Here is a 26,919-nt window from a genome sequence, read left to right as displayed (position 1 = left end):
GGATGCGGGATCGGATAGCAAACGGTTATTGGGAAAATGACAGTTTTGTCATTTTCCTGTCACCGCTTAAACAGAGTCGTTTCGTTAAAGTACAACACTATAAATTCCCACTTATTTCAGGGTCATCAGTCCGGTCAGGACGAGAAGAACTATGAGCAAATTTAAGCTTCTTACCCTCAGCGCGATATTCATTCTCGCCGGTTGTTCATTGGCTCCAGAATATCAGCGCCCGGCGTTGCCAGTACCGCAACAATTCTCCTTGAGCCAGAATGCCCTGATTTCTGCACCGATGGGATATCAGGACACGGGGTGGCGGACTTTCTTCGTTGACTCACAGGTAAAGGCGCTGATTGGCGAGGCGCTGGTCAACAACCGCGATCTACGTATGGCTGTGCTGAAAGTTCAGGAGGCGAGAGCGCAATATGGGGTCACGGACGCCGATCGCTACCCGCAAATAACGGCAGGTTCCAGCAGTACTTACAGCGGTAAATTAAAAGGCGATACCAGCACAAAGAAAGAATTCGAGGCCGGGCTGAATCTCAGTTTCGATCTGGACTTCTTTGGTCGGCTGAAGAATATGAGTGAAGCCGAGCGACAGAACTTCTTTGCCAGCGAAGAGGCGCGTCGGGCAGTACACATCTCATTAATCTCCAATGTATCGCAAAGTTATTTCAATCAGCGTCTGGCGTATGCGCAGCTTAAAATTGCCGAGGAAACGCTGCAAAACTATCAGCGTTCTTACGCTTTTGTGGAGAAACAACTGCTAACCGGCAGCACCAACGTATTGGCGCTGGAACAGGCGCGGGGCGTGATTGAAAGCACACGCAGCGAAATCGCGAAGCGTAAAGGCGAACTGGCGCAGGCGAACAACGCGCTGCAACTGTTGCTGGGCACATACGGGAAATTACCCAACGACCAGATGCGCAGCCACGGGGATATTAAACCCGTAACGCTGCCACCATCGCTCTCGTCACAAATACTGTTGCAGCGCCCGGATATTTTGGAAGCAGAGCACGGATTAATGGCGGCGAATGCCAATATCGGCGCTGCACGGGCAGCGTTTTTCCCGTCAATAACCTTGACCAGTTCTGTGTCCAGTAGCAGCAGCGATCTCTCCAGCCTATTTAATGCCGCCAGCGGCATGTGGAATTTTGTCCCCAAAATAGATATTCCCATTTTTAACGCCGGACGTAATCAGTCCAATCTCGACCTCGCTGAAATTCGCCAACAGCAATCGGTGGTGAATTATGAACAAAAAATACAGAACGCATTTAAAGAGGTGGCGGATGCGCTGGCGTTGCGCCAAAGCATTGCCGATCAAATTAGCGGCCAGCAGCGTTATCTGCAGTCATTGCAAATCACGCTGCAACGCGCCAGAGCGCTTTATCAACATGGTGCGGTTAGTTATATCGAAGTCCTGGACGCCGAACGTTCTTTATTCGCCACGCAGCAATCGCTGCTCGATCTTAATTACGCCCAGCAGGTTAATGAAATTAAGCTGTTTGCTGCCTTAGGCGGCGGTTGGGTGGAGTAATCCTTAATATTAATTTTTCAGGAGCATTAATAATGAATACTACTGCCAAAGCCGTGTTGTTTAGCCTTTTCTCTGCGGTCATGTTTAACGCTCAGGCCAATGAGCATCAACATGGAGAGATGATGAGTATGCAGCCAGCAGCTCAACAGGAACAGGTCATTAGCGCCACTGGGGTGGTTGAATCTGTTGATATGGAAAGTAAAAAAATCACGATTAAACATGACCCTATTCCGGCAGTGAACTGGCCGGCCATGACCATGCGTTTCACGCTGGTTGCTGACACTAAAGCTGACGATATTCAGTCCGGCGATAAGGTGGCGTTTACGTTTATTCAGCAGGGTAATCTCTCTGTGCTACGCGATATTCATATCAGTAAATAACGTTCCCGTAGGTCTCTTTTATTCTTGCCCGGATTCTTCGTAATGCGGGTGAGACTATCGCGCAATGGAAATCACTATGGCGTCTTTAACGATTAAAAATACCGCGCTTATTCTCGCCAGCATGATTGCCGGTGGGGTTATTTCTGTCGGTATTTATACTTATTATTCATCAGCAAAAATAACGGCTGAAACCGGGCAGACTTCGCAAAAAGAAGACAGAAAAGTGTTGTTCTGGTACGACCCCATGTATCCGAATACGCGCTTTGATAAGCCGGGTAAATCGCCGTTTATGGATATGGACTTGATCCCGAAATATGCCGATGAAGAGACCGCGAGCGTGTCAGCGACTGGTGTGCGCATCGACCCCACTCAGACCCAGAATTTAGGGCTAAAAACTGAACCGGTGCGTCGTGGGCCATTGCACTATGCGCAAACTTTCCCGGCTAACGTAAGCTACAACGAATACCAGTTCGTTATTGTTCAGGCTCGCTCTGCAGGTTTTATCGAGAAGGTATACCCGCTAACCGTGGGTGACAAAGTTAAGCAAGGTGCGCCGCTTATCGACCTGACGATCCCTGACTGGGTTGAGGCACAGAGCGAATATTTATTGCTGCGAGAGACCGGCGGCAGTGCGACGCAGTTGGAAGGGATTCTGGAGAGATTACGTCTGGCCGGTATGCCTGAGGCGGATATCCAGCGCTTAATATCGACACGTAAAATTCAGACTCGCTTTACCCTGAAAGCCCCCATTGATGGGGTGATCACCGCATTCGATTTACGTACCGGAATGAACATTTCCAAAGACAATGTGGTTGCGAAAATTCAGGGGATGGATCCGGTTTGGGTCAGCGCGTCGGTTCCGGAATCCATCGCGTGGCTGATTAAAGACGCCTCGCAATTTACCATCACTGTGCCCGCCTGGCCGGATAAGCCTTTCACCATCAGCAAGTGGAGTATCTTACCCAGCGTTGATGCTACCACGCGTACGCTCCAGATCCGTTTACAGGTCGATAATCCTGACGAGGCGCTCAAACCGGGGATGAATGCTTACCTGCAACTGAAAACGCAAAGCGAACCGATGTTGCTAATTCCCTCTAAGGCATTGATAGATACTGGCACCGAGCAGCGGGTGATCACCGTCGATAACGACGGTCGATTTGTGCCGAAACAGGTTACAGTATTCCATAATTCTCAAGGGCTTACTGCTATTCGATCAGGTCTGACTGAAGGTGAAAAAGTGGTCTCCAGCGGTCTGTTCCTGATTGATTCCGAGGCGAATATCTCCGGCGCACTGGACCGCATGCGTGCGCAGAACAGTGGTGCGCAAGACGCAGCCGCAATGCCAGCCCAGGCGACCCATTCACACTGAGGATATGATAAATGATTGAATGGATTATCCGCCGTTCGGTGGCAAACCGTTTTCTGGTGATGATGGGGGCGCTGTTTCTCAGTATTTGGGGAACCTGGACCATCATCAATACCCCGGTTGATGCGCTGCCCGATCTCTCTGATGTGCAGGTGATCGTCAAAACCAGCTATCCGGGACAGGCGCCGCAAATTGTCGAGAATCAGGTTACTTATCCGCTGACTACCACCATGCTGTCGGTACCGGGCGCGAAGACGGTGCGTGGGTTCTCGCAGTTTGGCGATTCCTACGTATATGTCATTTTCGAGGATGGCACCGATCCTTACTGGGCACGCTCGCGCGTCCTCGAGTACCTCAACCAGGTGCAGGGAAAATTACCGACAGGCGTTAGCGCGGAAATGGGACCGGATGCCACGGGTGTCGGCTGGATTTTTGAGTACGCGCTGGTGGATCGCAGCGGGAAACATGACCTGGCAGAATTACGTTCTCTGCAGGACTGGTTTTTAAAATATGAGTTAAAAACGATTCCTAACGTGGCTGAGGTGGCCTCGGTAGGCGGCGTGGTTAAACAGTACCAGGTCGTTATCGATCCCATGAAGTTGACGCAATATGGTATTAGCCTGGCGGAGGTGAAGTCTGCGCTGGACACGTCGAATCAGGAAGCGGGCGGCTCGTCTGTCGAGATGGCTGAGGCGGAATATATGGTCCGCGCGAGTGGATATCTACAAACGCTTGATGATTTCAATAATATCGTCCTGAAAACCGGGGCCGATGGTGTGCCTGTTTACCTGCGTGATGTGGCGCGTGTGCAGATTGGGCCGGAAATGCGCCGTGGGATTGCCGAACTGAACGGCGAAGGCGAAGTGGCGGGCGGGGTGGTTATTCTGCGGTCCGGTAAAAATGCGCGTGAGGTTATTTCCGCGGTTAAAGCCAAACTCGACACGTTGAAAAGCAGTCTGCCGGAAGGCGTAGAAATAGTTACAACATACGATCGCAGCCAGCTCATCGATCGCGCCATTGATAACCTGAGCTACAAGCTGCTGGAAGAGTTTATCGTTGTTGCGTTGGTGTGCGCGCTGTTCTTGTGGCATCTGCGTTCGGCATTAGTGGCGATTATTTCCCTGCCGTTGGGGCTGTGTATCGCGTTTATCGTGATGCATTTCCAGGGATTGAACGCCAATATCATGTCGCTGGGGGGCATTGCCATTGCCGTCGGGGCGATGGTTGATGCCGCCATCGTGATGATTGAAAACGCCCATAAGCGGCTGGAAGAATGGGGGCATCAGCATCCGGATGAAAAACTGGATAATGCAACGCGCTGGAAGGTGATTACCGACGCTTCAGTAGAGGTTGGTCCGGCACTGTTCATCAGCCTGTTGATTATTACCCTGTCATTTATCCCCATCTTCACGCTGGAGGGGCAGGAAGGGCGACTGTTCGGCCCGCTGGCGTTCACCAAAACGTATGCCATGGCAGGTGCGGCGTTTCTGGCCATCGTGGTTATTCCGATCCTGATGGGATTCTGGATCCGCGGAAAAATACCTGCAGAAAGCAGCAACCCGCTTAACCGTTTCCTGATCCGTATTTACCACCCGCTATTGCTGAAGGTATTGCACTGGCCCAAGACCACCATTCTGGTGGCGGTGCTTTCAATACTTACGGTTATCTACCCGCTGAATAAAGTCGGCGGTGAATTCCTGCCACAAATTAACGAAGGCGATCTGCTGTATATGCCTTCAACCCTCCCGGGGATCTCGGCAGCGCAGGCGGCGGATATGCTGCAAAAAACCGATAAGCTGATCATGACCGTGCCGGAAGTGGCGCGCGTGTTTGGTAAAACCGGTAAGGCTGAAACGGCAACGGACTCCGCACCGCTGGAAATGGTTGAAACGACGATCCAACTGAAGCCGCAGGAGCAGTGGCGTCCGGGTATGACGATGGACAAAATTATCGCCGAACTCGACAAAACCGTGCGTTTGCCGGGGCTGGCGAATCTGTGGGTTCCGCCTATTCGTAACCGTATCGACATGCTTTCTACCGGCATCAAAAGCCCCATTGGGATAAAGGTGTCAGGTAACGTTCTGGCTGATATCGACGCCACGGCAGAACAAATTGAAGAGGTGGCCAGAACCGTGCCGGGCGTCTCTTCTGCGCTTGCTGAGCGCCTGGTCGGGGGGCGCTATATCAATGTGGATATTAATCGGGAGAAAGCGGCTCGCTACGGCATGACCGTCGGCGCAGTGCAACTGTTTGTCACCTCAGCGGTCGGAGGTGCAATGGTCGGCGAAACGGTAGAAGGGATTGCACGTTATCCGATTAACCTTCGCTATGCGCAGAGCTATCGCGATAATCCGCAAGCGCTGCGTACTCTGCCGATCCTGACGCCCATGAAGCAGCAAATCACGCTGGCTGATGTTGCAGATGTGACGGTGGTTTCAGGTCCATCGATGTTGAAAACCGAAGATGCGCGACCCACCAGTTGGATTTACATCGACGCACGCGATCGTGACATGGTTTCGGTAGTGAACGATCTGAAAAAAGCGATCGCTGAAAACGTACAGTTAAAGCCGGGGACCAGCGTGGCGTTTTCCGGGCAGTTCGAGCTGCTTGAACGTGCCAGTCATAAGCTCAAATTGATGGTGCCGATGACGCTGATGATTATTTTTGTCCTGCTGTATCTGGCTTTCCGCCGCTTTGGCGAAGCGCTGTTGATTATCACCAGCGTGCCCTTTGCGCTGGTGGGGGGGATCTGGTTCCTCTACTGGATGGGGTTCCATATGTCGGTTGCGACCGGAACCGGATTTATCGCCCTGGCCGGCGTCGCTGCAGAGTTTGGCGTGGTGATGCTGATGTATTTGCGCCACGCCATTGAAGCCGAACCCGCGCTGGAGAATCCGCAAACCTTTACTGCAGATAAGCTGGATGAGGCGTTATATCACGGTGCGGTGCTTCGTGTGCGTCCGAAAGCGATGACCGTGGCGGTAATTATTGCGGGTCTGCTGCCTATTTTGTGGGGGACGGGAGCTGGCTCAGAAGTCATGAGCCGCATAGCCGCGCCGATGATTGGCGGCATGATCACCGCACCATTGCTCTCACTGTTCATTATTCCGGCCGCTTATAAGCTGATGTGGCTGCACAGGCATCGCGGCCAAAAGTAATGCCATGAAGTGCTCGCCTGCCTTAATACTTATCAGTTAATGAACCGGAGGTAATGAATCTGTTGCCTCCGTCGCATTGCTACGTTCACCTTATGTTTTTCACTTCTCTGAAACCATACTGCCAGTGAACGTGTTAAGGGTACCATCGCCGTACCCTTAACAATCCCGGCTCCCGGCGGGAAAATTGTTGCTACGCAATACCCTCCGCTTATTCCTCCAGGCTACCGGGCCGGGCGCGAGGTAGCGTCCCTGCAAAACGCGCCCTGAGCCAGCATCCATGCTGGCTCTCCCGGCCTTACGGAAACACGTCGGCAATTTTCAGCCGGACCAGCCCACACCTGACCACCTGTATTTTTATTTGAATATATCTGAACAGCAACGCAGATTTAACTGGAAGTCAGAGCGTTGCAGCGATGACCCCAACCCGACAGGCAGACGGCATAAGACGAATGACAAAATTGCCGGGAGCAATTTTGAACAGCGCTTGCGCTGGCCCCGTAAGAGGTGAGCCTCCCTTGCTCGTTCACGGGTATCAGTGCCTCAGAGAAATGACACACATAAGGTGAACGGAACCCTGAGCCGGAATCACATGTTCCCTGTAATGTTTAACTAACTGGCATTACTCGCCTGCCTCGGTTTTACTGCCGAAGCAGGCGTTGCGTTATGCCGCCAACGCTTTCACGCGTTTGCGGTACTCGCCCGGCGTGCAGCCAAATTCCCGTAAAAAGACTTTGTGAAATGACGATTCGCTGGCGTAACCCACCGACTCGGCAATCACGATCAACGGCTGTGTACCACGTGACAGCATCTGGGCGGCGAACTGCAGGCGTAGCGCGGTTAACACCGCCAGCGGCGTGGAGTTTGATACTTCACGGAATAGCTGTGCGAAGCTGGCCCGCGACATGTGTGCACGTTTTGCCAGTTCTTCGACGGTCCAGGCAAAAGCTGGTGACTCCAGCATCATGAATACAACGGCTCCCAGCCTGGGGTGCAGCAGTAAATTCAGCACATTTTTCGCAGGGGTCGACTGGGCAAGCCACTCGCGAACAGTTAATGCGAACAGCGTCGCGCATTGCTGGCTGCAAACGATGCTGGAGCCAGGCAGGTTGTTGATGTATTCCTCCTGCAATAGCGCAATCATGGCCTTCAACCAATGGCTGACGGGGCTGTTCTCCTCAGGCGCCAGTAATAATACTTCCGGAAGCGCGGTTAAAAAATAGCGTGAAGATGTCTGTAATCGCAGGCTCCCACAGACAATATGCGTTTGCTCTTCCCCTGTCTGACACAGCCGATGTGCGGAGTTTTGCGGCAGAATGACTATTGTTCCAGGGCGTAACGTGGAAGATGTTCCGTCAGGCATATCCAGTTGAGCGAATCCCTGGGTTACCGTATGCCAGCGAATAACGGACAGTTCACCCGCTGCATGAGGTAGTTGCCAGTCCCTGCTCAGCAGGCAGTTTTGATCTATCGAGCCCTGCGGGTCGTTAAGCGTAAGTAATCGGCTAAGTGCATCCATAAAGACTCCTGGGCAGTTTTTGTTGTTGCTGATAAAGATGAGAAAAATATGTTATTCATAATTTTATTAATATCTTTATGTGATTATCTTATTTCCTCGCAGAGTTGAGTGGAAGCGAAAAAAAGGTGTTTTAGACGATCTGACAGTAATTGGCGCGTTATAGATACATTGTTCCTGCATCGCTAAACCTATAATTCAGTTCAACAAACGAACAGTGACATGGCGGAGAGACAGCATGAATCAGTATCAGGCGATCGTTATCGGATTTGGCAAAGCGGGTAAAACGCTGGCGGCTACCCTGGCGAAAACGGGCTGGCGAGTGGCGATTATTGAACAGTCAAACACCATGTATGGCGGAACATGTATCAATATCGGCTGTATTCCAACCAAAACCCTGGTACACGATGCTGAACTTCAGCATGACTTTGCCGCGGCGATGCAGCGCAAGGCCTCTGTTGTCAGCTTTCTGCGTGATAAAAACTTCCATAATCTTGCCGATCTGGAAAACGTGGATGTGATTGAAGGTCGTGCAGAATTCATTGATAACCATACAGTGCGGGTCATGCAGCCAACCGGCGAGCTTGAGCTAAGCGGTGAGAAGATCTTTATTAATACCGGTGCGCAGGCAACGATGCCGAACGTGGCCGGTTTAACGACCACACCTGGCGTGTTTGACAGCACCGGGCTGTTAAATTTGACGCACCGTCCGGAACGTTTGGGGATTTTGGGCGGCGGGTATATTGGTGTCGAATTCGCTTCAATGTTTGCCAACTTCGGCAGCAAGGTCACCATTTATGAAGCTGCGCCACAGTTTTTAGCGCGCGAAGATCGGGATATTGCCGAAGCTATCGCTAACATTTTACGCGACAAAGGGGTTGAGATTATCCTCAATGCAAGGGTGCAGGCGGTTTCATCCCACGACGGCGAGGTGCAGGTGCAAATGCCGGAAGGGGCTCAGACTGTGGATGCGCTGCTGGTGGCATCTGGCCGCAAACCGGCGACTGAAAATCTACAGTTGCAAAACGCGGGTGTGGATGTCAACGAACACGGCGCTATTGTGGTGAATAAATATTTGCGTACCTCGGCAGACAATATCTGGGCCATGGGCGATGTGACGGGGGGATTACAATTTACTTATATCTCGCTGGATGACTTCCGTATTGTACGTGATAACTTGTTAGGCGAGGGGTTACGTCACACCGGCGATCGTCAAAATATACCGTATTCTGTCTTCATGACCCCGCCGCTTTCCCGCGTGGGGATGACCGAAGAGCAAGCTCGCGCCAGCGGCGCGGTGGTACAGGTAGTCACTCTGCCTGTCGCGGCTATCCCGCGAGCACGGGTGATGAATGACACGCGTGGCGTACTTAAAGCGGTGGTAGATAGCGAAACGAAACAGATATTAGGCGTATCCCTGCTGTGCGTGGATTCTCATGAGATGATTAATATTATTAAGACCGTTATGGATGCTGGTTTGCCTTTCACCACACTGCGCGATCAAATATTTACGCATCCGAGTATGAGTGAATCACTCAACGATCTCTTCTCTCTCGTAAAATAATAATAATGTAGCTGCATGATTGCTCCACCTGTGTGGGGCTTTTTTTTATCATAAATAAAGTAATACGCATGAACAGTTTTTCTGGCGTTATGCAGTAAATAAGATAAACAGCGATGTTTTATTCTATTGAGACTGAAATCACTTGTTAATGGAAATAGAAATGAACATGCTTAAAACTTCATTATTGTTGACTGCTTTACTCACTGCGCCGGTAACATTTTCTGCTCTGGCACAACAGCCGGTTGAAGTCGCTCGCGTCAGCGTGTCGGCAATTGCCGCGGCACCTTCTGTCGTTGAGGATGCCATCGCAAAACTAGCCCAGGAAAAGGATGCCACTTCGTGGAAAATTACTTCAATGCGTATAGACAGCAGTACTCACGCTACGGCAATTTTGTATAAGTGAGGAGCATCTGCATGGAAAAGTATCTGCGTTTACTCGGCAAGGGCGATAGAATTGGATTAACGTTGATTCGTCTCAGCATTGCCCTTGTATTTATGTGGATTGGTCTGTTGAAGTTTGTACCTTACGAAGCAGACAGTATTACGCCATTTGTCGCCAATAGTCCGGTAATGTCATTTTTCTACGAACATCCCACAGAATATAAGCAGCACTTAACCCACGAAGGTGAGTTTAAACCGCAGGAGCGTGAATGGCAGAAGGCGAATAACACGTATACGTTCTCCAATGGCCTGGGCGTAGTCGAAGTGCTTATCGCATTGCTGGTGCTGGCTAATCCTGTTAGTCGTTGGTTGGGATTACTGGGTGGCATACTGGCATTTGCCACGCCGATTGTTACGTTATCATTTTTAATTACTACACCAGAAGCATGGGTGATGCCGTTGGGAGATTTGCACCACGGTTTTCCTTACTTGTCCGGAGCCGGGCGTCTGGTGTTGAAAGACACATTAATGTTGGCGGGAGCGGTGATGATCATCGCAGATTCATCCCGATCAATTCTTAAGCAAAAGTATTGAATTTTTAGCGTTGTACCCTCTGTAAGATAGTAAGCCTCTATAGTTCGATTCGGTAATTACCGGGCCAGCAGGACGCTGGCCTTTTTTCTGCCCTAAGGGAAATTATTTTACATGCGAAATAAAATAATTCACTTTATCACAATAACCTGTGGAGGTTATATTGATGATTAATAATATGGTTTCGTAAGTATTTTATTTCTTCTTTCGATAGTGCGCCAGTTCGCAAACTGCATAGTTCCTTCATCAAAACTCACTCATTTCCCTCTATTTTTTTCTGTGCAATTCTTACTATTTGTTATCTCAAAATGACATCTCAAAATTGATTGTTATTCATTTTTGTTATAATTAATCAACACGTTCGCATGGTTTTAAGCATGGCTTCAGCTAAAATTAACGTTGATTAAATGTTTTTACGTATCAATAAATGGCTAAAGATAGCTAAAAACTTAATTTTTAACCAACTGTTCGACATGGAATCCACTATGGTAATTAAGCACCAAGGGTGGATGCTGATCTCGCGTTTTGTGAGTAACCAATAGCAAGACATGTCTTAAATATGGAAATAAGGGTTTTAGAATGAGCTTTGGATTAGCAAAGGACAACAAGTTTGAAATCATAGCTACCCTTCGTGAAGAGCTGCACAAGAAAACGAAACTGGAAGTGTTATGTGAAAACAGTAGCGTTATCACTCAGTTAGAGAAGGTTGATTTCGAGCGGTTTGTTATCTCCGGACACGAAGACATTGTACCTGAAAAGGTCCAATACTTTATCCTGCATAGTGAAAGCGGGATTGTAAAATTTAGTGCCAGATTCGAACAAACCCCATTAACAGGTGCGGAAGTGGGATTATCCTACCTCATCCCGGATTTGATTTTCTTTGCCCAGCAGAGACAAAACCAGCGTTTTTCCTTCATGAAGGGGTATGACTTTTTCTGTTTTGGTCGTTACAAGAACGGAGAAAACTACTCGCTGAAGATTAAAAACATCTCTCAGGGTGGTTGTGCGTTAATCGCTGAAGAAGTTAACGCCCGTTTTCTTTACAAAGATGCGGTGATTAAAAGCGCTTCACTGGATTTTGACACTTTTGGCAGTTTGCAGTTGGATTTAAAAGTTATTGATGTCGTCGCGATCAACGAATTTGATGAAGATAATCAATTGTATTCCTGCCATCAGATTTCGTGTGGGTTCGATTTTAAAAACCGTCGTGAAGAGACTGAAGTCGAGAAGATTATTATTAAATTTTTAATGAGTAACAAGATTAAAAGCTTATAGGAGTGGTGAACAGGATGTTGATGTGTGGTAGTGATAATTTTGTGGGCAACGGTCTGTTCGCCTACCTGACAAGCAAACATGTACCGATACAAACATTCCAGTTTGAGGATATGTTGCATCAGTCATCATTATGCCAGCATCAAACTATGATTTTTAATATCATTGATAATGAACAACCGTGCTCAGCTATCGTAGATTTTCTGAATAAAAACCGATTTAAGTTTTATAATAACGTCGTGGTAATTATTGCTGATAGTTTGGTGGCAAAATTATGTGTGGAGTTATTATATGTCGAGAAAACAATAGTTTTGACCGAGAAATCTTCACTGCGTGATTTCGGTCAATTGGCGTCGTTAACGGTCGGGAAATGGAATCCCCGACTATATCGTTCGCAGAAGAAACTAACTGAGAGAGAGCAGCAGATTCTGAATTTGTTGGTAAATGGTTATACCGCCAAAGAAATTTCTGAGTTGGTGAGCCTGAACTATAAAACTATTCAGGCTCATAAGATGCGGGTCGTCGCCAAGCTGGGGCTGACTAATACTTCTGATTTAAATAAATTAATAGTCAGATTTACTCATCGAACGTCTTTTTTACCGTAACCTGACTATTCTTATCTGATGTAACACACCTAATAGTAGATACAATTCGGGAGTGATGTTGACTGGTTTTAAATTTTCATGATTTGTCGAGGGGAAGGTGAATGTTTAATTCCAGTGAGGTGCTAACCGCGCTTGAAAAAGCATTGAATACCAGTCAGCTTTATATGGTTTATCAGCCCATTTTTAATTTGCGTACTCAGTGTATTAGCGGGTTTGAAGCGTTAATGCGTTGGAATAGTCCTCAGATGGGTATGATCTCTCCCGATGTTTTTATTACGTTACTGGAGGACAGCGGCAATATCCTTTCAATTGAAGATATGGTTAGCTGCACGCCATGGGATGTTGCAACCCGCTGGCCAGATTACCTGGTATTATCAATCAACATTTCCGCACTTGAATTTTGCGATCCTCTGTTACCTCAACGCGTCAGAAAAAATCTTATCACCTGTGGTTTGCCGGCCAACCGATGTCAGGTAGAGGTCACGGAAACGTCACCGCTGTGCGACAGTCTGGTCGCGGCTAAAAATATGAAGGAGCTGAAGGCGATAGGGGTCAAACTTGCTCTTGACGATTTTGGAACCGGGCACGCTAATCTTAATTACCTGTTGAAGTATCCTTTTGATACCTTAAAAATCGATAAAGAATTTGTCACCGGCATTGAACCCGACACCCGCTCAACAAAGATTGTGGAGGGTATCATTTCACTGGCGCACAATTTTGGGATTGAAGTTCTTGCCGAAGGGGTGGAAACCCAATCCGAACTGGACCGTTTGATGCAGATGGGTTGTGACAAAATCCAAGGATTTTTCATTTCTCCTCCGGTGTTAGCAGAAGAGATCCCGTTACTCTTAACGCACTATAATCGTTAATCCCTCCAGGTTTTAACCTCTTCAATCATCACTTCGTTGCTGCCAGTCCGTAGCCCTGAAAGGCAAAAAAAAGCCCCCTGCTTAACAGGGGGCTGGCGAGTTTATGTCAGCTTAGAACGATTTCTTGAAGCCGATAGATGCATTGACCGGTGCTTCGACCTGCGACTTACTGCCACCGTTGCTGAATTGCGTACCCAGTTCACCGTAGACCTGCAGATTTCTGTCGATAGACCATGACAGGCCGGCTGCAACTTCAGTGCTGGAGTATTGTTGTGAAGACTCAAGCGTGGTGGTAGCTACCGTATTGCTAAAGTGCGTTTTGTCTTTTGAACCCAGACCCTGCCAGACGTTGACTCTGCCGTATGGCTGGAATTTGCCATGAGTGGTGTCATAGTCAGCGACCAGACGCACGCCCAGACGCGCGGTAAAGGAATCCGCGGAATCCATTTTCACTTTCGTTTGGGTCACACCATCAAGCGTACCGTTATCAAAGTCGCTGTATTGATAGATCAACTGAGCCTGCGGTTCCAGACTCCATGCGCTGGCGCCTAAACGGAACGATTTACCCACCTCTGTCGATGCCGTCAACGTGTTGCCTTTGACGGTATACGAACCGTTATTACCGGTCGTCGCCAGGCGGGATTTATGGTTACCGTACTGCAGGACGTTATCAACATACATGCCGTCACCCGAGAACCAGGTAGCGTAACCGCCGACGTAAAACGCGTTGTCGTCGATATTGCCGCCTTTGCCGTCGCTGTCGGTTTTCGTGCCTTTCACGTTGCTGTCGATATCCAGGATGCTGGTATACATCCCGGCTTTCCAGCTTTCGTTCGCATACATATCGACGCCAACCTGAATACCCATGGTATGGGTGCTGGTTTGCGTCCCGGCCGCATCATCCAGTTTGGTTTTATCGGAGTAGCCAATCATTCTGGCCCAGGCGCGATTGTCTTCATCAAGTCCCGGTTTAACCTCGTCGCCCATACGCTGGTGCATGTTGCCTAACAGGCTGATGTCCCCCTGACGAACCACGCTGGCGAGACCAGAATACAGCATGGTTTCTGGACGGTATTCGCTTCTCAGATACCAGTTTTCGCCCTGACCCTGCGCATTCCCGGCATGCAGTTGGTACTCAAATGCGCCCGCAGCCATACGCTCTGCGGCAAGATGAAAGGCGTCCCGCGAGGTTTGCGCTGTGGTGGTTGCACCGTTGAGTGCGGTGACGACTTCGATACCATCACCGATGGTCGGTGCGCCAAGACCGGAACCATCGACATCCAGCAGCGTACTGCCGCTGGCTTTACCGCCATCAATAATCAGACGGTCGGCAATACCTGCGCCGCTATCGTTCTGGATAGCCGCCATGTTGATGGTGCTTTTTTCGCCGGTATAATCCCCTTTGACGGTTAAGGTTGTGCCAGGTTGCTGACCGATGAGCGATACATCGCCGCCGTTGCTCAGTCCCGCTACCGTCTGGTTATAGCCCTGCGTGTTCAGCGTGCTGTCCGCGACAACGTAGTGGTGCGATGCCGCACTCAGAGTGTTGGTATTCCCCGCCTGCAGCACGCCGTTGGCAATCAGCGTTGCGCCGCTGTAGCTGTTTTCACCTTGCAGCTCCGTCACACCGCTACCGGTCTGATGCAGCTGGCCTTTGCCACTGATATTTCCGGTCAGTGCCAGGGTATCGCCACGATTAACGTTGAGTACGCCATTATCAACGATATCCCCCTGAATGCTGCCGATATCACCACCGTTACCCAGCTGTAAAACGCCTTGTTCGATGGTGGTGCCACCGGTGTAGGTGTTATCCAGCGTCAGGGTGAGGGAGCCTTTGCCCGTTTTGGTCAGTTGACCGTTACCTTCGACTTCCGTCAGTAGAGAAACGTCATGTCCGTTGGTGTCGAATGTCCCGCCGCCGGATTCCAGCGTTACCTGACGGGCGGTATCAAACGCTTCGCCATATTTCAGCGTACCACCGTTGAAGGTAATTCCCGTATCTGCCGCACCGAGGTTGGCATCGCCCGCCACCTGTAACGTACCTGAGGTGATGGTGGTGCCACCGCTGTAAGTATTGTCGCCGGTGAGAATCAGTGTACCGAGATCGCCTTTATTCAGGCCACCGGTACCGCGGATCACGCTGTCGATGGTGGCGGTGTAACTGGCGCCATCTACCGTGCCATCGCCGACGCGAATCAGCGTATTGGCGGTATCGGTAGTGATGGCCTCCCCGCCGACGCGATAACCATCGGTAGCGAACTGCGCGCCGCTGATGATGACATCGCCTTGGCTGTTATCGACGGTTACGTTACCCGCTTCGCCCTGGAAGACGGCGAATGCGGCATCGGTAAACGGTGCGTTCAATGCGCCTTCTGGCGTCGATTCATCCGTTGTCCAGTTGTCGTTACCCTGGCTGGATTGCCAGATACCGTCGCCGCCGTTGATGACGCCGTTGTTTTTCAGCTCGCCATTCTCACCGCCGGTACCGTCCCAGAAGCGCAACGTCAGTCCGGCATGGTTGACCAGGTTAACCTGGTTTTTGACCGAAGTTTGTACGTACAAACTGTCCGCGGCTTCCGGCGCGTTAGCAATATCCATCACGTTGTTGGTTAATGTGCCGGTGTAGTTGATGACGCGATAAACGCCAACGTCAAAGCTTCCGCCCGGAGAGGTCTCGATGTTGAGTTTACCGTCGAGCGTCAGATCGCCATTCACGTCGATCAGGTCGTTGAACGCGCCGCCGGGGGTATAAGCCTGACCAAACTGGTAATCCAGTTGGGCGTTATCGCTCAGCGTCAGTGAACCGGTAGTCAGTTTGCCCACGCTGTTGATGGCGGCCCCGGCGGTAATATGACCATCGTCCAGCACATCAACCGCGCCGCCGATAATACCGTTACCGCCGAGCGTGGCCCCGGATTTCACCGTCACCTGACCGGTCGCTGCAGACTGATTACCGTTGACCAGCAGCACGCCTTCGTTAACGTCCGTGGTGCCGGTCCAGGTGTTGTCGCCCGTCAGCGTTAACGTGCCGTCGCCGATTTTCACCAGGCTGCCATCGTTGCCACTGATAATACCGCTAATGGTGTCGGCCAGATGCAGATTCCCCAGCGACAATTCTCTATTGCCCAGTTCGACATTACCCGCGCCGGACAATGAACCGATAGACGTTGCGCTGTTGACTGCGCTCACATCAACCATACCACCCGCCAGGTTTTTAACGACGGTATTCTCTGCCATTGCCTGGTCAGCAAAGGTCATCAGTCCGCTGTTAGTTACATCGGCATTGCCGCCGCTGGCGTTTTCTTCCAGTGCCAGCGTGCTGTCTTTCGCTACGCTAACCGTCGCGTTGCCCGCAGTGGCGTTATTGGTTAACAGCGCTTTCGCTGTGCCCGTCAGGTGCAGTTTGGCGCTGGCGGCAGTCACGGTATCGGCCAACGTTAACAGGCTGTCGGCGATGTTTATCGTCAGAGATTGCAGACTGGTCTCCGCGCCACTGACGTTGAGGGTTGCACCGTTGTTGACGCTCACGGTGCTGCTCTCATTACTGCCGAACGCGCCGGTTTTGCTGACGTTGACCGCCACATTGTTGGCATTGCCGGTGCCGGCAATTTCGGTGTCGCCTTTGTAGCTGTTCGCGCGCTCAAGCGACAGAGTACTGCCCGCATCGCTTGAACTGCTGGTGACTTTCAGTTTACCGTCGCCGGTAATCTCACCGGTTGGCGTGAAGTGGTGCGAATTAAGGTCAAACACCGCCGCGTTTTCATTCGCGCCAAGCGTAATGGTGCGATTGCTGGTCAGGTCCGCGCCCATCTGCAGCGTGGAGCCGTTATTGATAGCCAGGTCGGTACCGCTCTGGCCGAGGTTGCTGTCGGCAGAGATTTGTAACGTACCACCGTCAATGCGCGTGCCGCCGCGATACTCGTTATCACCGCTGAGGATCAGACGACCCAGGTCGGTTTTCACCAGCGTCAGCTTGTCATTGGTGCTGGCTTCGCGGATGACGGACTCAATGGTTGCGGTATAGTTTTGCCCTGCGCCACCGGCACCAACGCGTAGCAACAGTTCACCGGTCCCCGGCGTCTGGCCTGCGTGGGTCGCTGTTTCTGTTGTGGCATGCGCGTTAAGTGTGTCACCTCTCACGACATAGCCATCGGCATCAAACTGCGCCCCGGAGAAGTGAACTTCGCCCGCAGCGTTATCCACGGTGACGGTCCCGCCTTTGGTGGTGAAGATCGCAAAGGATTTCTGCGCCCACGGCGCGTTACCGTCGCCCGTTGCGGTGGTCCAGTTGTTATCACCCTGGCTGCCAATCGCCATCCATTTGCCGTCGCCGCCGTCAATTTTGCTGTCGCCTTCAATGCCGGACGCGCCGTGGTTCTGATTGATGGTTGCGCCGTCCCAGAAGTGTAGGGTAACGCCGTTGGCATTCACCAGGTTGACCTGTTTGTCGATAGAGGTCTGGACAAAAATGTTGCTCTTATCCTGACTGTCCGGCACAACGCCCAGATCCAGCGTCTGGTTATTCAATGTCCCGCCGTAGTTATAAATACGGTATACGCCTGGTCCGAAGCTACCGCCCTGTGAAGTAGTAACATCCAGAGTTCCGTCCAGTTGCAAATCGCCTGCGACGTTAATCAGATCGTTTAGCGCACCGCCCGGCGTATAAGCCTGGCCCAGTTCGAAAGCAGAGGTCGTTTTGCTGCCAAGCTGCAGATTGCCGTTAATGGATAACGTCCCCGCACCGCCATCGCCAGCGCTGATAGTCGTGGCATCGTTCATCAGCACGTTGCCGCCGATAATGCCATTCCCACCCAGAGTGGAGGTGCCGCTGACGGTGGTCGCGCCGCGCGCGGCGCTCTGATCGCCATTTACCAGCAGCGTACCGTTGGTGATGGTGGTATCACCGGTATAGGTGTTGTTGCCGTTCAGTCGGGTAATGCCGTCACCAATTTGCTTCAGCGCGCCAATGCCCGAGATCACGCCATTGAGCAGCACGGTGTTAGCGCGGTTAATCGCCAGCACGCCGTTATCGGTGATGTCAGACACGGCGCTTACTTCACCTTCATTTCCGCCGTCACCTAACTGCAGCGTGCCGGTTTGATCAATAGTGGTAGAGCCGGTGTAGCTGTTGTTGGCGGTAAAGACCGTGGTGCCGCCCGCCGCGCGTTCAAATTTCCCGTCACCGCTAATGATACCGCGATAGATCTGCGCTGCTGATGTATCCCCCTGGGTATCGAAGATAACCCTGCTGCCTGCGCCTTGGGTTGTGACATCGTAGTTGCCAATACTGGCGGCAGTACTGGTTGGCTCAACGTGGTCGCCGGTGCGCAGCGTGGCGCCATTGTTTACGGCAATAGTTTTACTTGCCAGATTCAGGTTTTCAACGATGCGGACATCCGCGTTTGACCCGCTGAGGGTTAGCGAATCCCAGCCGGTGCCAATATTCGTGCCGGTAGTCAGGTTGTCGCTGACCAGCGTTCCAATTTTCGCATCTTTTGTATCGGTAAAGGTGAGGGCGTTGTCCGTACCCGCAGCGGTAATGATGTGGCGCGTTTTATCCAGCGTCACATTGCCGATGTTGGCTTTATTGTTGCCGCCAGTACCGGCGAAATTCACTTCGCCGGCATAGGTGCCGCTGCGCCAGTTGAAGGTGTCTGCACTTGCACCGGTATTGATTACGCCGCTGGTGACACCGCCGCTGATATCAATAGTGTCATTGCCTGTACCGGACTGAATGGCCACCGCCGTGTCGTTGATGGCCTCCAGAGTTCCGGTGTTGGTAATGGCTTTACTGCTGTCTCCGCTGGCGTCGATTACCGGGGAGGTGGTGCTTGCAGAGATAATCTTGCCACTGTTGGTCAATGCGCTGACGTTTTTTGCGATGATTGCCGAACCGCCTGCGCTGTCATGCACGTTAATATCGGCATTGGTGGTGATGCGCCCGTTAGTATTGGCGCGAATCCCGCTGCCTTCGCTGTTCAATACCTCAATGGTATAGCCTTTACCGATGGTCAGATTGCCCGTCACCGCGTCACCATTGCGCTGTTCAAAGGCGAAGCCGGTACCTTTACCACTAACGTTGAGAATATTGTTCAACCCATCTTTCATGTTCAGCGCGACGCTGGTACGGATCCCCGGACCATCGTTGGCGTTGATCGTGACGTCGTTGAGCGTGATGTCGTTATTGTTGGCATCGTTTTGAATGCCCGCGCCAGTTCCTTTCGCGCTAATCGTTACCCCTTTTGCAGCCAGCTTACCGGCCCCTGTATCGAGGCGAATACCATCAGCCGAACCATCGGTCGTGATGGCATCACCGGCATTACCGGTAATACTCAAACTGGCACCATTGGTCAGCAGAACGCCTGCGGTTCCGTCATCGACTTGAATCTGACCCAGTTTTTTAATTTGTGCGTTCGAACCAGAAGCTTGTACGCCGATGCCGTTACTCACATGTAAGGCAGCAGGCGCGTTATTGGTTAAACTCCCGCCTTGTTGCACGTTAACCCCAATGCTGTCGGTGCTGGCAAGATCGATACTCGCCTGAGTATCGAGGATCAGGCTGCCCTGGTTCCTTGCCACATAGGCAATGACCTTGTTGCCGGTAGCTTCTGAAGTGATTTTTGCGTTTGAAGTGAGAGTAGTCGCAACGGCGCTACCCTCTGCACTGCCATTCAACTGATGTGCCTGACCATCCACAACCCCGGCAACGGTCCTTTCACCGGTTAAATTGATGGTTGTTTTATCGCTGATGTTACCTGTGGCGCCGCCTTCTATCAGCAGTGCGGCGGAGTCGGTACCCTGCACGGTGAACGTGGCTTCGCCGGTATCAACTTTACTGTTTACGCCCGTTGCAAATACGCCAACGGACTGTTCGCCGTTTAAGGTCAGTTCAAGGTTAGAGCTGGCCTGACCATCAGGCGTGGTGGTGTTACCGGCCAGCATTGCGCCATTGGCAATACGGAAAATGGTGGTGCGATCCTGTCCGTTGTCATTCATTACTGCCTGACCAATATTGGCAGTCGCGCCTTTACCATACAGGTAGTAGCCAATCTGATCGGTGCTGTTGAATGCCGGGCTACTCAGGTTGTCGACGTTAGCGACGGCGTTATCACGTACGTGTACACCGATGTTCCCGGCTTTGTTTAGCGTGATGTTGGAATAGACGTTGACCACCGCCTTCCCATCTTTGCCACCCTCAGCCCAGACGGCATAGTTACGGTTCCCGACACTACCTTCACCGTCCACGATGATAGAGCCAGCATCGCTGGTGGTGGCTTCGGCATTTTTGTGCGTTGCGCTTACGTGGATCCCGACGTTGTTGGTGCCATTGACGTTTATCTTGCCGTCATTGCGGATTTCCTGATTATTTTCAGCGCCACTATCACGCACGGTGATGCCGTAATTCTTAATGTTGCCTGCGCTGGAATCGCCATTGAGCACGATATTTCCGGTATTGAATACATTGCCGGCCGCGTTACCAATCAGAATACCTGCAGCATTACGTACGCCGGTTCCCAGCGTGATAAGGCCGTTGTTAATCACCTCTTTGGCGCTCTTGGTCATGATCCCGGCGCTCAGGCTGGAACCGCCAGCCATGGTGACATCTTTAGAGGGAGCGCTTGCGTTGCGACCAAGATAAATAGTGGCATCCGCGCTGTTGGTAAAGGTGGCATTGTCGGCGACTTCTACGCCATAGGCGGTACCTTTAGCATAGGATGCACCGTTTTTGCTCCCGTCCACGACGTTGATATCGCCGTTGTTGACCCCTTGCGCATTGTCAGACAGTTGCATACCAATGGCCAGCGTCAGCGAGCCTGCGGGGTCGTCCTTGCTCCAGGGATCGGCCGCAGAAGCGGTGCCGAAGTTATCGGTGGTTATCGCCTGGTTGATGGTACCTTCGTTGGTGACTTGACTGGTGCCTTGCCCTTGCATACCAAATGCGCCATAGCTGTTGACGTTTTGGTTACCGTCTTTATCAATAAACAGCCCGGAGTTGATGATCCCGCTGTTGGTTGCCGTCGCATCTTTAGCCAGCATACCAATCGCCAGGCTCTGCCCGGTCGAAGTACGCAATGCGTTCAGTTCGCCCAGGTTAGTGATAACCCCACCATCAATGGCTTTCATCACGCCATTAATACTGCCGTCAACGGCAATAATCGCGTCTTTATTCAGAGTGCCGGAGGTGCCCGCACCATTGGCGTAGATAGCATGCAGCTCACCACGACCGGCGGTGGCGTTGTTGGTATGCGACTCGCCGTCAGTCCAGACCTCGTAATCCCAACTGAGCACGTCAGCGGGTTTACTGGAATTGATCAGACTATCAATCAGCCCGGCGTACTTGGTTTGTGCGGCGGTGACGGTCGTCACCTCCTTTGCATCCAGCCACAGCTGGATTTGGCTGACTTTTTCGCCTTCAGGGTTTTCTGCCGCGTCGTCGCTATTGCCCAGCAGCCAGTCGTTGAAATCGGCCAGCTCCTGCGTGTTGGTAATGCTAAACGTGCGTTCACCGGTTTCGACTACCTGACCCTCCGCATCGTAGCCGTAGGTCATCAGCGTCACATCATCGCCAAACACGGAGGTTTGCTTTGAACCGGAGAACATTTTTGGCGGCACAACCGGAGCTGCGTTAAATTTGATGTAGTTATCCGATTGCCAGTTTACCTGGCTACCCGCATCCTGAGCCTCCAGTAAGGAGGAGTCTTTGGCCAGTAACTCGATGGTATTGAGCTGGTCGCGAACATTGAGCGTGTCGTTGCCAATATTCAGGTTAGCAATGGATCTATTGGTCGCCAGCGCGATACCAAATTGCTTATAGATTTCTGACTTCTGTGCATCATAGGTGTTTAATACCGCATCGCCGATTTGCGCTTCGGTAAGAAAGCCACTTAACGCATTAGTATCAAAGACTTTGATGGTTGTTGTTTCGCCGGGAAACGCCGGGTCGTTGATAGCAAATTCTGTGCTCTGTGACGGCGTTGACGATTGGTTGTAAGTCAGGTATTCCGCCAGATCTTCAGCAGTGGTGATTGTTTTAACGCTTTGGTCAGGGCTGGTAGCCTGCAGCGTGATTTTGCCACTTTCCAGCAACTCCCGGATAGTGGTTGATTCAACAACGCCGCTTTGGCCTGGACTAAATGTTGGGATTGCGCCACTGATATTAAGTGCCTGACCGGTGGTGTTATCTTCATATAAGAAACCATAGTCGTGGACATCCTCATATATTCCAGAGGAAATACCTGTCTGGTAGTCGATAAAAATATTGTGCTCACCGATATCGACAATTGGAGTAGCCGAAGCCAGCATTGACGCACCGCTTAATGCGCCAGCTGCCAGTACGGCGACAGTTTTTCGCGAACTGCTTTTTTTCTTGCCTTTGGTTAATTCAGAAACGACTACCCAGATACCGAGCGCCGCGTTCCAAATAATGCTGTAAACTTTGTTCATATATAACCCTTGTCTACATTCCTGTTATGTATGTGTTAATACGTTGAGTTGTTGGCTATGGCTGGCACGCGGATGTGCTACCCGGTAATAAATTTTGGGAAATGGGATTTCCTTCCGTGCGGTGCGGAATTAAAAATGGGCCGAAAGGAAAATTTTTAAAAAATAACCGTGATAATTGTCCTTAAGTAAGTCAGTTACGGCTGGCTATAGTAGGAAATGGTGTACTTGAGCCGGGTATTATTTTTGCCGAGTTTTCTGGCAATGTTGCTTTTGTATGCCCCGATGGTTTTCTCACTTTTCTGTGACGCACCGGCGATTTGCGCCAGCGACCATCCCCGGGCAAGCATCATCATTACGTTGAATTCGTTGGCTGTGATTTTTGTGTGTAGTTCTTTGATACTTTTCTGTTTTTTGTTTTGCGTGATACGTGTGACGGTCTGTAATAGCTGATCAAGGCTGGTGTCTTGATCGAGAAATTGCATGTTCTTGCCGCAAACGGTTTGAAAAATGGTAAAGGTAGCTTCATCTGCCAGAACAATAATTCTGGTAGCAGGACGTAAAGCCATATTGCGGATAATCCTGGCATATTTTAAAAAATCAGATTTGTCAGGATTAATAATGATGCAATCCGTTTCATAAGGAAGCATTTTGACGGCAGAAAGCGTCTGAGAGGAGTAATACGTGATATCAATATATAATGATAAACCACGTAGGATTTCTCGCATGCCTAGCCAGGGGTAAATTGAGTCACCCAAAAAAATAGCCTTAGACATAACGATCTCCTTGAAATTTTGGTGCAAGCAGTCGCCTTTTTTTTTAGACTAAAAAAAGAGTTTTTGACGACGCATGAAATATTAATTAAAAATCGTATAACGTTCTTCGGCGTGAACGCATCCTTATTTATTTCAGACTCAACAGATATTCTCTGTATTTATTTGAAGCATTAACTATTCTTAAGGTAGATATTACACTTTGTTAAAATTTAAGATAAATCGTTTATTTCACCTCTGAGCACAACATTGATAGATTTCACTTATGGATCGAGATAATAATAAGAAGGAGGTTTGTATAAAGACAGGGTATTCCTGGGATTAAAGAAAGGTATTTATATGCAATGGCTTAAGTTTCAAGAAGATACTCATTTTTCTTCATGGTATTAATTGAGTGTAGGAGGATTCTTAATCCTGACCAGGACAGAGAAAGCGGAAGGTTAGGAGAAGAGGCAAATATTGCCGAATTTGCACCTTTTGGCTAATAATAGGATAATTACAGATTATATTTCTGCAATAAATCCAATTATTGGAATTTTATCCTTTTTTGATCTTTTTGTGCCTAATTTTGAAATCTGGCTTGCAGGTATCATTTTGTCTTCATGCGCTAGCGATAGCGCTTAGCCCGCCAACAGCTCCTGTTCAACCTGGTGCACCTGTTGTTCCAGCGTATTGCGGATTTCTGTAAGCGCCCGTTGTTGATCGGAGAAATAGGCCTCTTTATCCGTCACGGAGGTGGCAAGCCGCCAGGCGTTCTCAGCTTCCAGTTCGGTAATCTCTTTCAGCAGCGCATTAATTTGTTCTCTGAGCTGCTGTATTTTGCTGCGTAAATGCTGCAGATCGTTCAATCGGTCACTCGCCATCATCGGTTCGAGGCCACTTTGCAATTGAGTCAGTAGCGCCCGAACGGCGGCAAGATCGGCATTTTGGCGCGCCTGGTTCAGTTGAACCATCATCTGATGCGCTTTCTCTTTTAGACAGTCCGCCACCACATCCGGATGGCAAAGACGGCTGGCCTGACGCCACAGGCGTTTTAACTCATTACGTTCATCAGCGGAAAGTCGTTGGTCACGGCTAAAACGGTGCAGTGCATCCTGCTGCTGCTCCTGATACTCATCATATTCATGGCTGGCCTCTTCCTGTGCCTGGCGGGTTGCGCTGTCGTCCTGGCGAGAAAAATCGTTTTCCAGTTCACGAATCTCTGCCAGCAGGGCAGTAATAAGCTCAGTTTGTTGCTGAATGCGTTGACGTGTTTCCACCGATTCACGCGAATCTGAATTCAGATTCATCCACTGCTGCTTGAGCCTGGCCAGTTGATCAACGGCCTGGGAAATATAGTGCTGGCAGGATTGGTAGTCTTTCTCCCGGCGTTTTCGCTCAGCTTCCTGTTTACGCTGGGCGCTGGCGGCGAGCTGTTTACGCAACTCGAGGATCCGGCTCATCAGCGGCCCAAGGCGAAGGTGATACAGATCGTTGAAATCATCGAGGATTTGAATGCGCGTGTTGCGTTTATCGATCAGGTCACGCAGCTGTGTTTCGAGCGCTTTGAGTTCCAGTTTACTGGCGGCAATAGCTGGATCTTGCCACGTAGAGACTGCCCGTTGAGATTGCAGCCAGGCTGAGATTTCACGCAAGGCATCACTAAAGCGTCGTTCTTCGATCGCCTGCACAATAGTATCTGGTACGACGGATAAGGGCTCATTTTTCAGATGTTCTACCTGCTGGAAAATAATCTCCTCATCTTCCAGTTCAATAGCACTTTTGACGATTTCCAGTCGTTTAATGATCTTATTCATGACAGTCGTTGCCTGGCCTGACTCAAAAACGAGTGCCTGAAACACAGCTGGTTCACCCGTTTGAAAATGTTAGAAAAACAGTAAAGCGCATTCTGTGGCCTGTCATGCCTTTTCGTCCAGAATAATTCACCGTAATTATGAACAAACGCAATGCTACAGGCACGGCAGGTCCTTATTGCGCCTTGCGACAACCAGGTTGAAATGTTAAAAGGAGCCCCTTCAATAAAAACGACACAGGGGAAGGGCGTGAAAAACGCGTCAACTGCATCTGACACCAGCGTGTCTGATGCCGCGTCGACGAATGAGCCGACGCTTCAGCGAGGGTTGCAAAACCGCCATATTCAGTTAATTGCGCTGGGCGGTGCAATTGGTACCGGCCTGTTTTTGGGCATTGGCCCGGCTATTCAGATGGCGGGACCTGCGGTGTTACTGGGTTACGGCGTTGCCGGGATAATCGCTTTTTTGATTATGCGTCAACTGGGCGAAATGGTGGTGGAAGAACCCGTTTCTGGATCGTTTGCCCATTTTGCTTATAAATACTGGGGACCGTTCGCGGGATTTCTGTCCGGCTGGAACTACTGGGTGATGTTTGTGCTGGTCGGCATGGCGGAACTGACTGCGGCTGGGATCTACATGCAGTACTGGTTGCCCGATGTCCCAACCTGGATTTGGGCTGCGGCATTCTTTGTGATTATCAATGCCGTCAACCTGGTCAACGTGCGTCTCTATGGTGAAACGGAATTCTGGTTTGCGCTGATCAAAGTGCTGGCCATTATCGGCATGATTGGTTTTGGCGTATGGATGCTGTTTTCCGGCAACGGCGGGGAACATGCAAGCATCGATAACCTGTGGCGTTACAACGGCTTTTTTGCCACCGGCTGGAACGGATTAATTCTGTCACTGGCGGTGATTATGTTTTCCTTTGGCGGACTGGAGCTTATCGGAATTACCGCCGCGGAAGCGCAGGATCCGCAGAAAAGTATTCCGAAGGCGGTCAACCAGGTGGTGTACCGTATTCTGCTGTTTTACATTGGTTCTCTGGTGGTGCTGCTGGCGCTGTACCCATGGGGGGAAGTGAAGTCCAACAGCAGCCCGTTCGTGATGATTTTTCATAACCTTGACAGCAATGTGGTGGCTTCTGCCCTGAACTTTGTCATTCTGGTGGCTTCGCTGTCGGTGTATAACAGCGGCGTCTACTCCAACAGTCGTATGCTGTTTGGTCTCTCCGTTCAGGGGAACGCGCCGAAGTTCTTAACCCGTGTCAGCCGTCGCGGCGTACCGGTGAATTCGCTGATGCTCTCCGGTGCTATTACGTCGCTGGTGGTACTGATCAACTATGTGCTGCCGCAAAAGGCGTTTAGCCTGCTGATGGCGCTGGTGGTGGCGACGTTGCTGCTGAACTGGATTATGATCTGTCTGGCGCATCTGCGATTCCGGGCGGCGATGCGTCGCAAGGGACGTGATACGCAGTTCAAAGCGCTGCTCTACCCGGCGGGGAACTACCTGTGTATTGCTTTCCTCGGCATGATTCTGGTGCTGATGTGTACGATGGATGATATGCGTTTGTCAGCTATCCTGCTGCCGGTGTGGATCCTGTTCCTGTTCGTTACCTTCAAACTGCTGCGTCGTAAGTCTCGCTAAGTTTATACCGATCTCATCCTGGTGATGAGATCGGT

15 protein-coding genes are annotated in these 26,919 nt (G+C 50.6%); 11 read left to right on the top strand and 4 right to left on the bottom strand.

All coding sequences use genetic code 11. The features are described from left to right. Positions 1-151: 151 nt before the first annotated feature. From ACU8YC_RS10660 to ACU8YC_RS10645, 4 genes are all read left to right on the top strand, one after another. Positions 152-1,534 carry an efflux transporter outer membrane subunit gene (locus ACU8YC_RS10660; RefSeq protein ID WP_187252858.1) on the top strand — a complete coding sequence of 461 codons (1,383 nt, stop codon included), beginning with the start codon at positions 152-154 and terminating at the stop codon, positions 1,532-1,534. Between the two features lie 32 nt (positions 1,535-1,566). Beyond that, positions 1,567-1,914, top strand: coding sequence for a cation efflux system protein CusF (gene cusF, locus ACU8YC_RS10655; protein ID WP_151218694.1), 348 nt, complete (start codon positions 1,567-1,569; stop codon positions 1,912-1,914). A gap of 76 nt (positions 1,915-1,990) precedes the next feature. Further along, positions 1,991-3,283 carry an efflux RND transporter periplasmic adaptor subunit gene (locus tag ACU8YC_RS10650; RefSeq protein ID WP_446895319.1) on the top strand — a complete coding sequence of 431 codons (1,293 nt, stop codon included), beginning with the start codon at positions 1,991-1,993 and terminating at the stop codon, positions 3,281-3,283. A gap of 11 nt (positions 3,284-3,294) precedes the next feature. Continuing rightward, positions 3,295-6,438, top strand: a complete 3,144-nt coding sequence (locus ACU8YC_RS10645; protein WP_151218696.1) for a CusA/CzcA family heavy metal efflux RND transporter — start codon at positions 3,295-3,297, stop codon at positions 6,436-6,438. 661 nt (positions 6,439-7,099) lie between these two features. Here the strand turns inward: ACU8YC_RS10645 and rclR are convergent. Next, positions 7,100-7,954, bottom strand: coding sequence for a reactive chlorine-specific transcriptional regulator RclR (rclR, locus tag ACU8YC_RS10640; protein WP_151218697.1), 855 nt, complete (start codon positions 7,952-7,954; stop codon positions 7,100-7,102). Positions 7,955-8,189: 235 nt separating this feature from the next. Here rclR and rclA point away from each other — a divergent pair, with 235 nt between their 5' ends. The 6 genes from rclA to ACU8YC_RS10610 all read left to right on the top strand — a co-directional run bounded on the left by rclA (position 8,190) and on the right by ACU8YC_RS10610 (position 13,233). Beyond that, positions 8,190-9,515: a reactive chlorine resistance oxidoreductase RclA gene (gene rclA / locus ACU8YC_RS10635; protein ID WP_151218698.1), complete on the top strand. Its 1,326-nt coding sequence runs from the start codon at positions 8,190-8,192 to the stop codon at positions 9,513-9,515. Positions 9,516-9,681: 166 nt separating this feature from the next. Then, positions 9,682-9,918, top strand: a complete 237-nt coding sequence (gene rclB / locus ACU8YC_RS10630; RefSeq protein ID WP_219608504.1) for a reactive chlorine resistance periplasmic protein RclB — start codon at positions 9,682-9,684, stop codon at positions 9,916-9,918. 11 nt (positions 9,919-9,929) lie between these two features. Further along, positions 9,930-10,490, top strand: a complete 561-nt coding sequence (gene rclC / locus ACU8YC_RS10625; RefSeq protein WP_151218700.1) for a reactive chlorine resistance membrane protein RclC — start codon at positions 9,930-9,932, stop codon at positions 10,488-10,490. A 576-nt stretch (positions 10,491-11,066) separates the two neighbouring features. Then, positions 11,067-11,762 carry a pilus assembly protein PilZ gene (locus ACU8YC_RS10620; RefSeq protein WP_151218701.1) on the top strand — a complete coding sequence of 232 codons (696 nt, stop codon included), beginning with the start codon at positions 11,067-11,069 and terminating at the stop codon, positions 11,760-11,762. A gap of 20 nt (positions 11,763-11,782) precedes the next feature. Beyond that, entirely contained in the window at positions 11,783-12,364 is a 582-nt protein-coding gene (locus ACU8YC_RS10615; RefSeq protein ID WP_446895318.1) for a helix-turn-helix domain-containing protein, read from the top strand. Between the two features lie 101 nt (positions 12,365-12,465). Next, positions 12,466-13,233 (top strand): EAL domain-containing protein, encoded by a 768-nt coding sequence (locus ACU8YC_RS10610; protein WP_151218703.1) that lies wholly within the window; start codon positions 12,466-12,468, stop codon positions 13,231-13,233. A 111-nt stretch (positions 13,234-13,344) separates the two neighbouring features. Here the strand turns inward: ACU8YC_RS10610 and ACU8YC_RS10605 are convergent, their stop codons facing one another. The 3 genes from ACU8YC_RS10605 to ACU8YC_RS10595 all read right to left on the bottom strand — a co-directional run bounded on the left by ACU8YC_RS10605 (position 13,345) and on the right by ACU8YC_RS10595 (position 25,243). After that, positions 13,345-22,677 carry an autotransporter outer membrane beta-barrel domain-containing protein gene (locus ACU8YC_RS10605; protein WP_446895317.1) on the bottom strand — a complete coding sequence of 3,111 codons (9,333 nt, stop codon included), beginning with the start codon at positions 22,675-22,677 and terminating at the stop codon, positions 13,345-13,347. A gap of 194 nt (positions 22,678-22,871) precedes the next feature. Beyond that, positions 22,872-23,450, bottom strand: a complete 579-nt coding sequence (locus tag ACU8YC_RS10600; protein WP_446895316.1) for a LuxR C-terminal-related transcriptional regulator — start codon at positions 23,448-23,450, stop codon at positions 22,872-22,874. Between the two features lie 617 nt (positions 23,451-24,067). Then, positions 24,068-25,243, bottom strand: coding sequence for a DnaJ family molecular chaperone (locus ACU8YC_RS10595; RefSeq protein ID WP_187252854.1), 1,176 nt, complete (start codon positions 25,241-25,243; stop codon positions 24,068-24,070). Between the two features lie 246 nt (positions 25,244-25,489). On the opposite strand from ACU8YC_RS10595, the gene pheP reads away from it, so the two are divergent. Further along, a complete protein-coding gene (gene pheP / locus ACU8YC_RS10590; protein ID WP_210904798.1) occupies positions 25,490-26,884 on the top strand; it encodes a phenylalanine transporter in 1,395 nt (464 codons plus the stop codon). Positions 26,885-26,919 lie beyond the last annotated feature (35 nt).

Source organism: Citrobacter sp. VF227, assembly GCF_052950715.1.
Note: the sequence above shows the minus strand (reverse complement) of the source record. Positions and strands in the feature narration are given on the sequence as shown.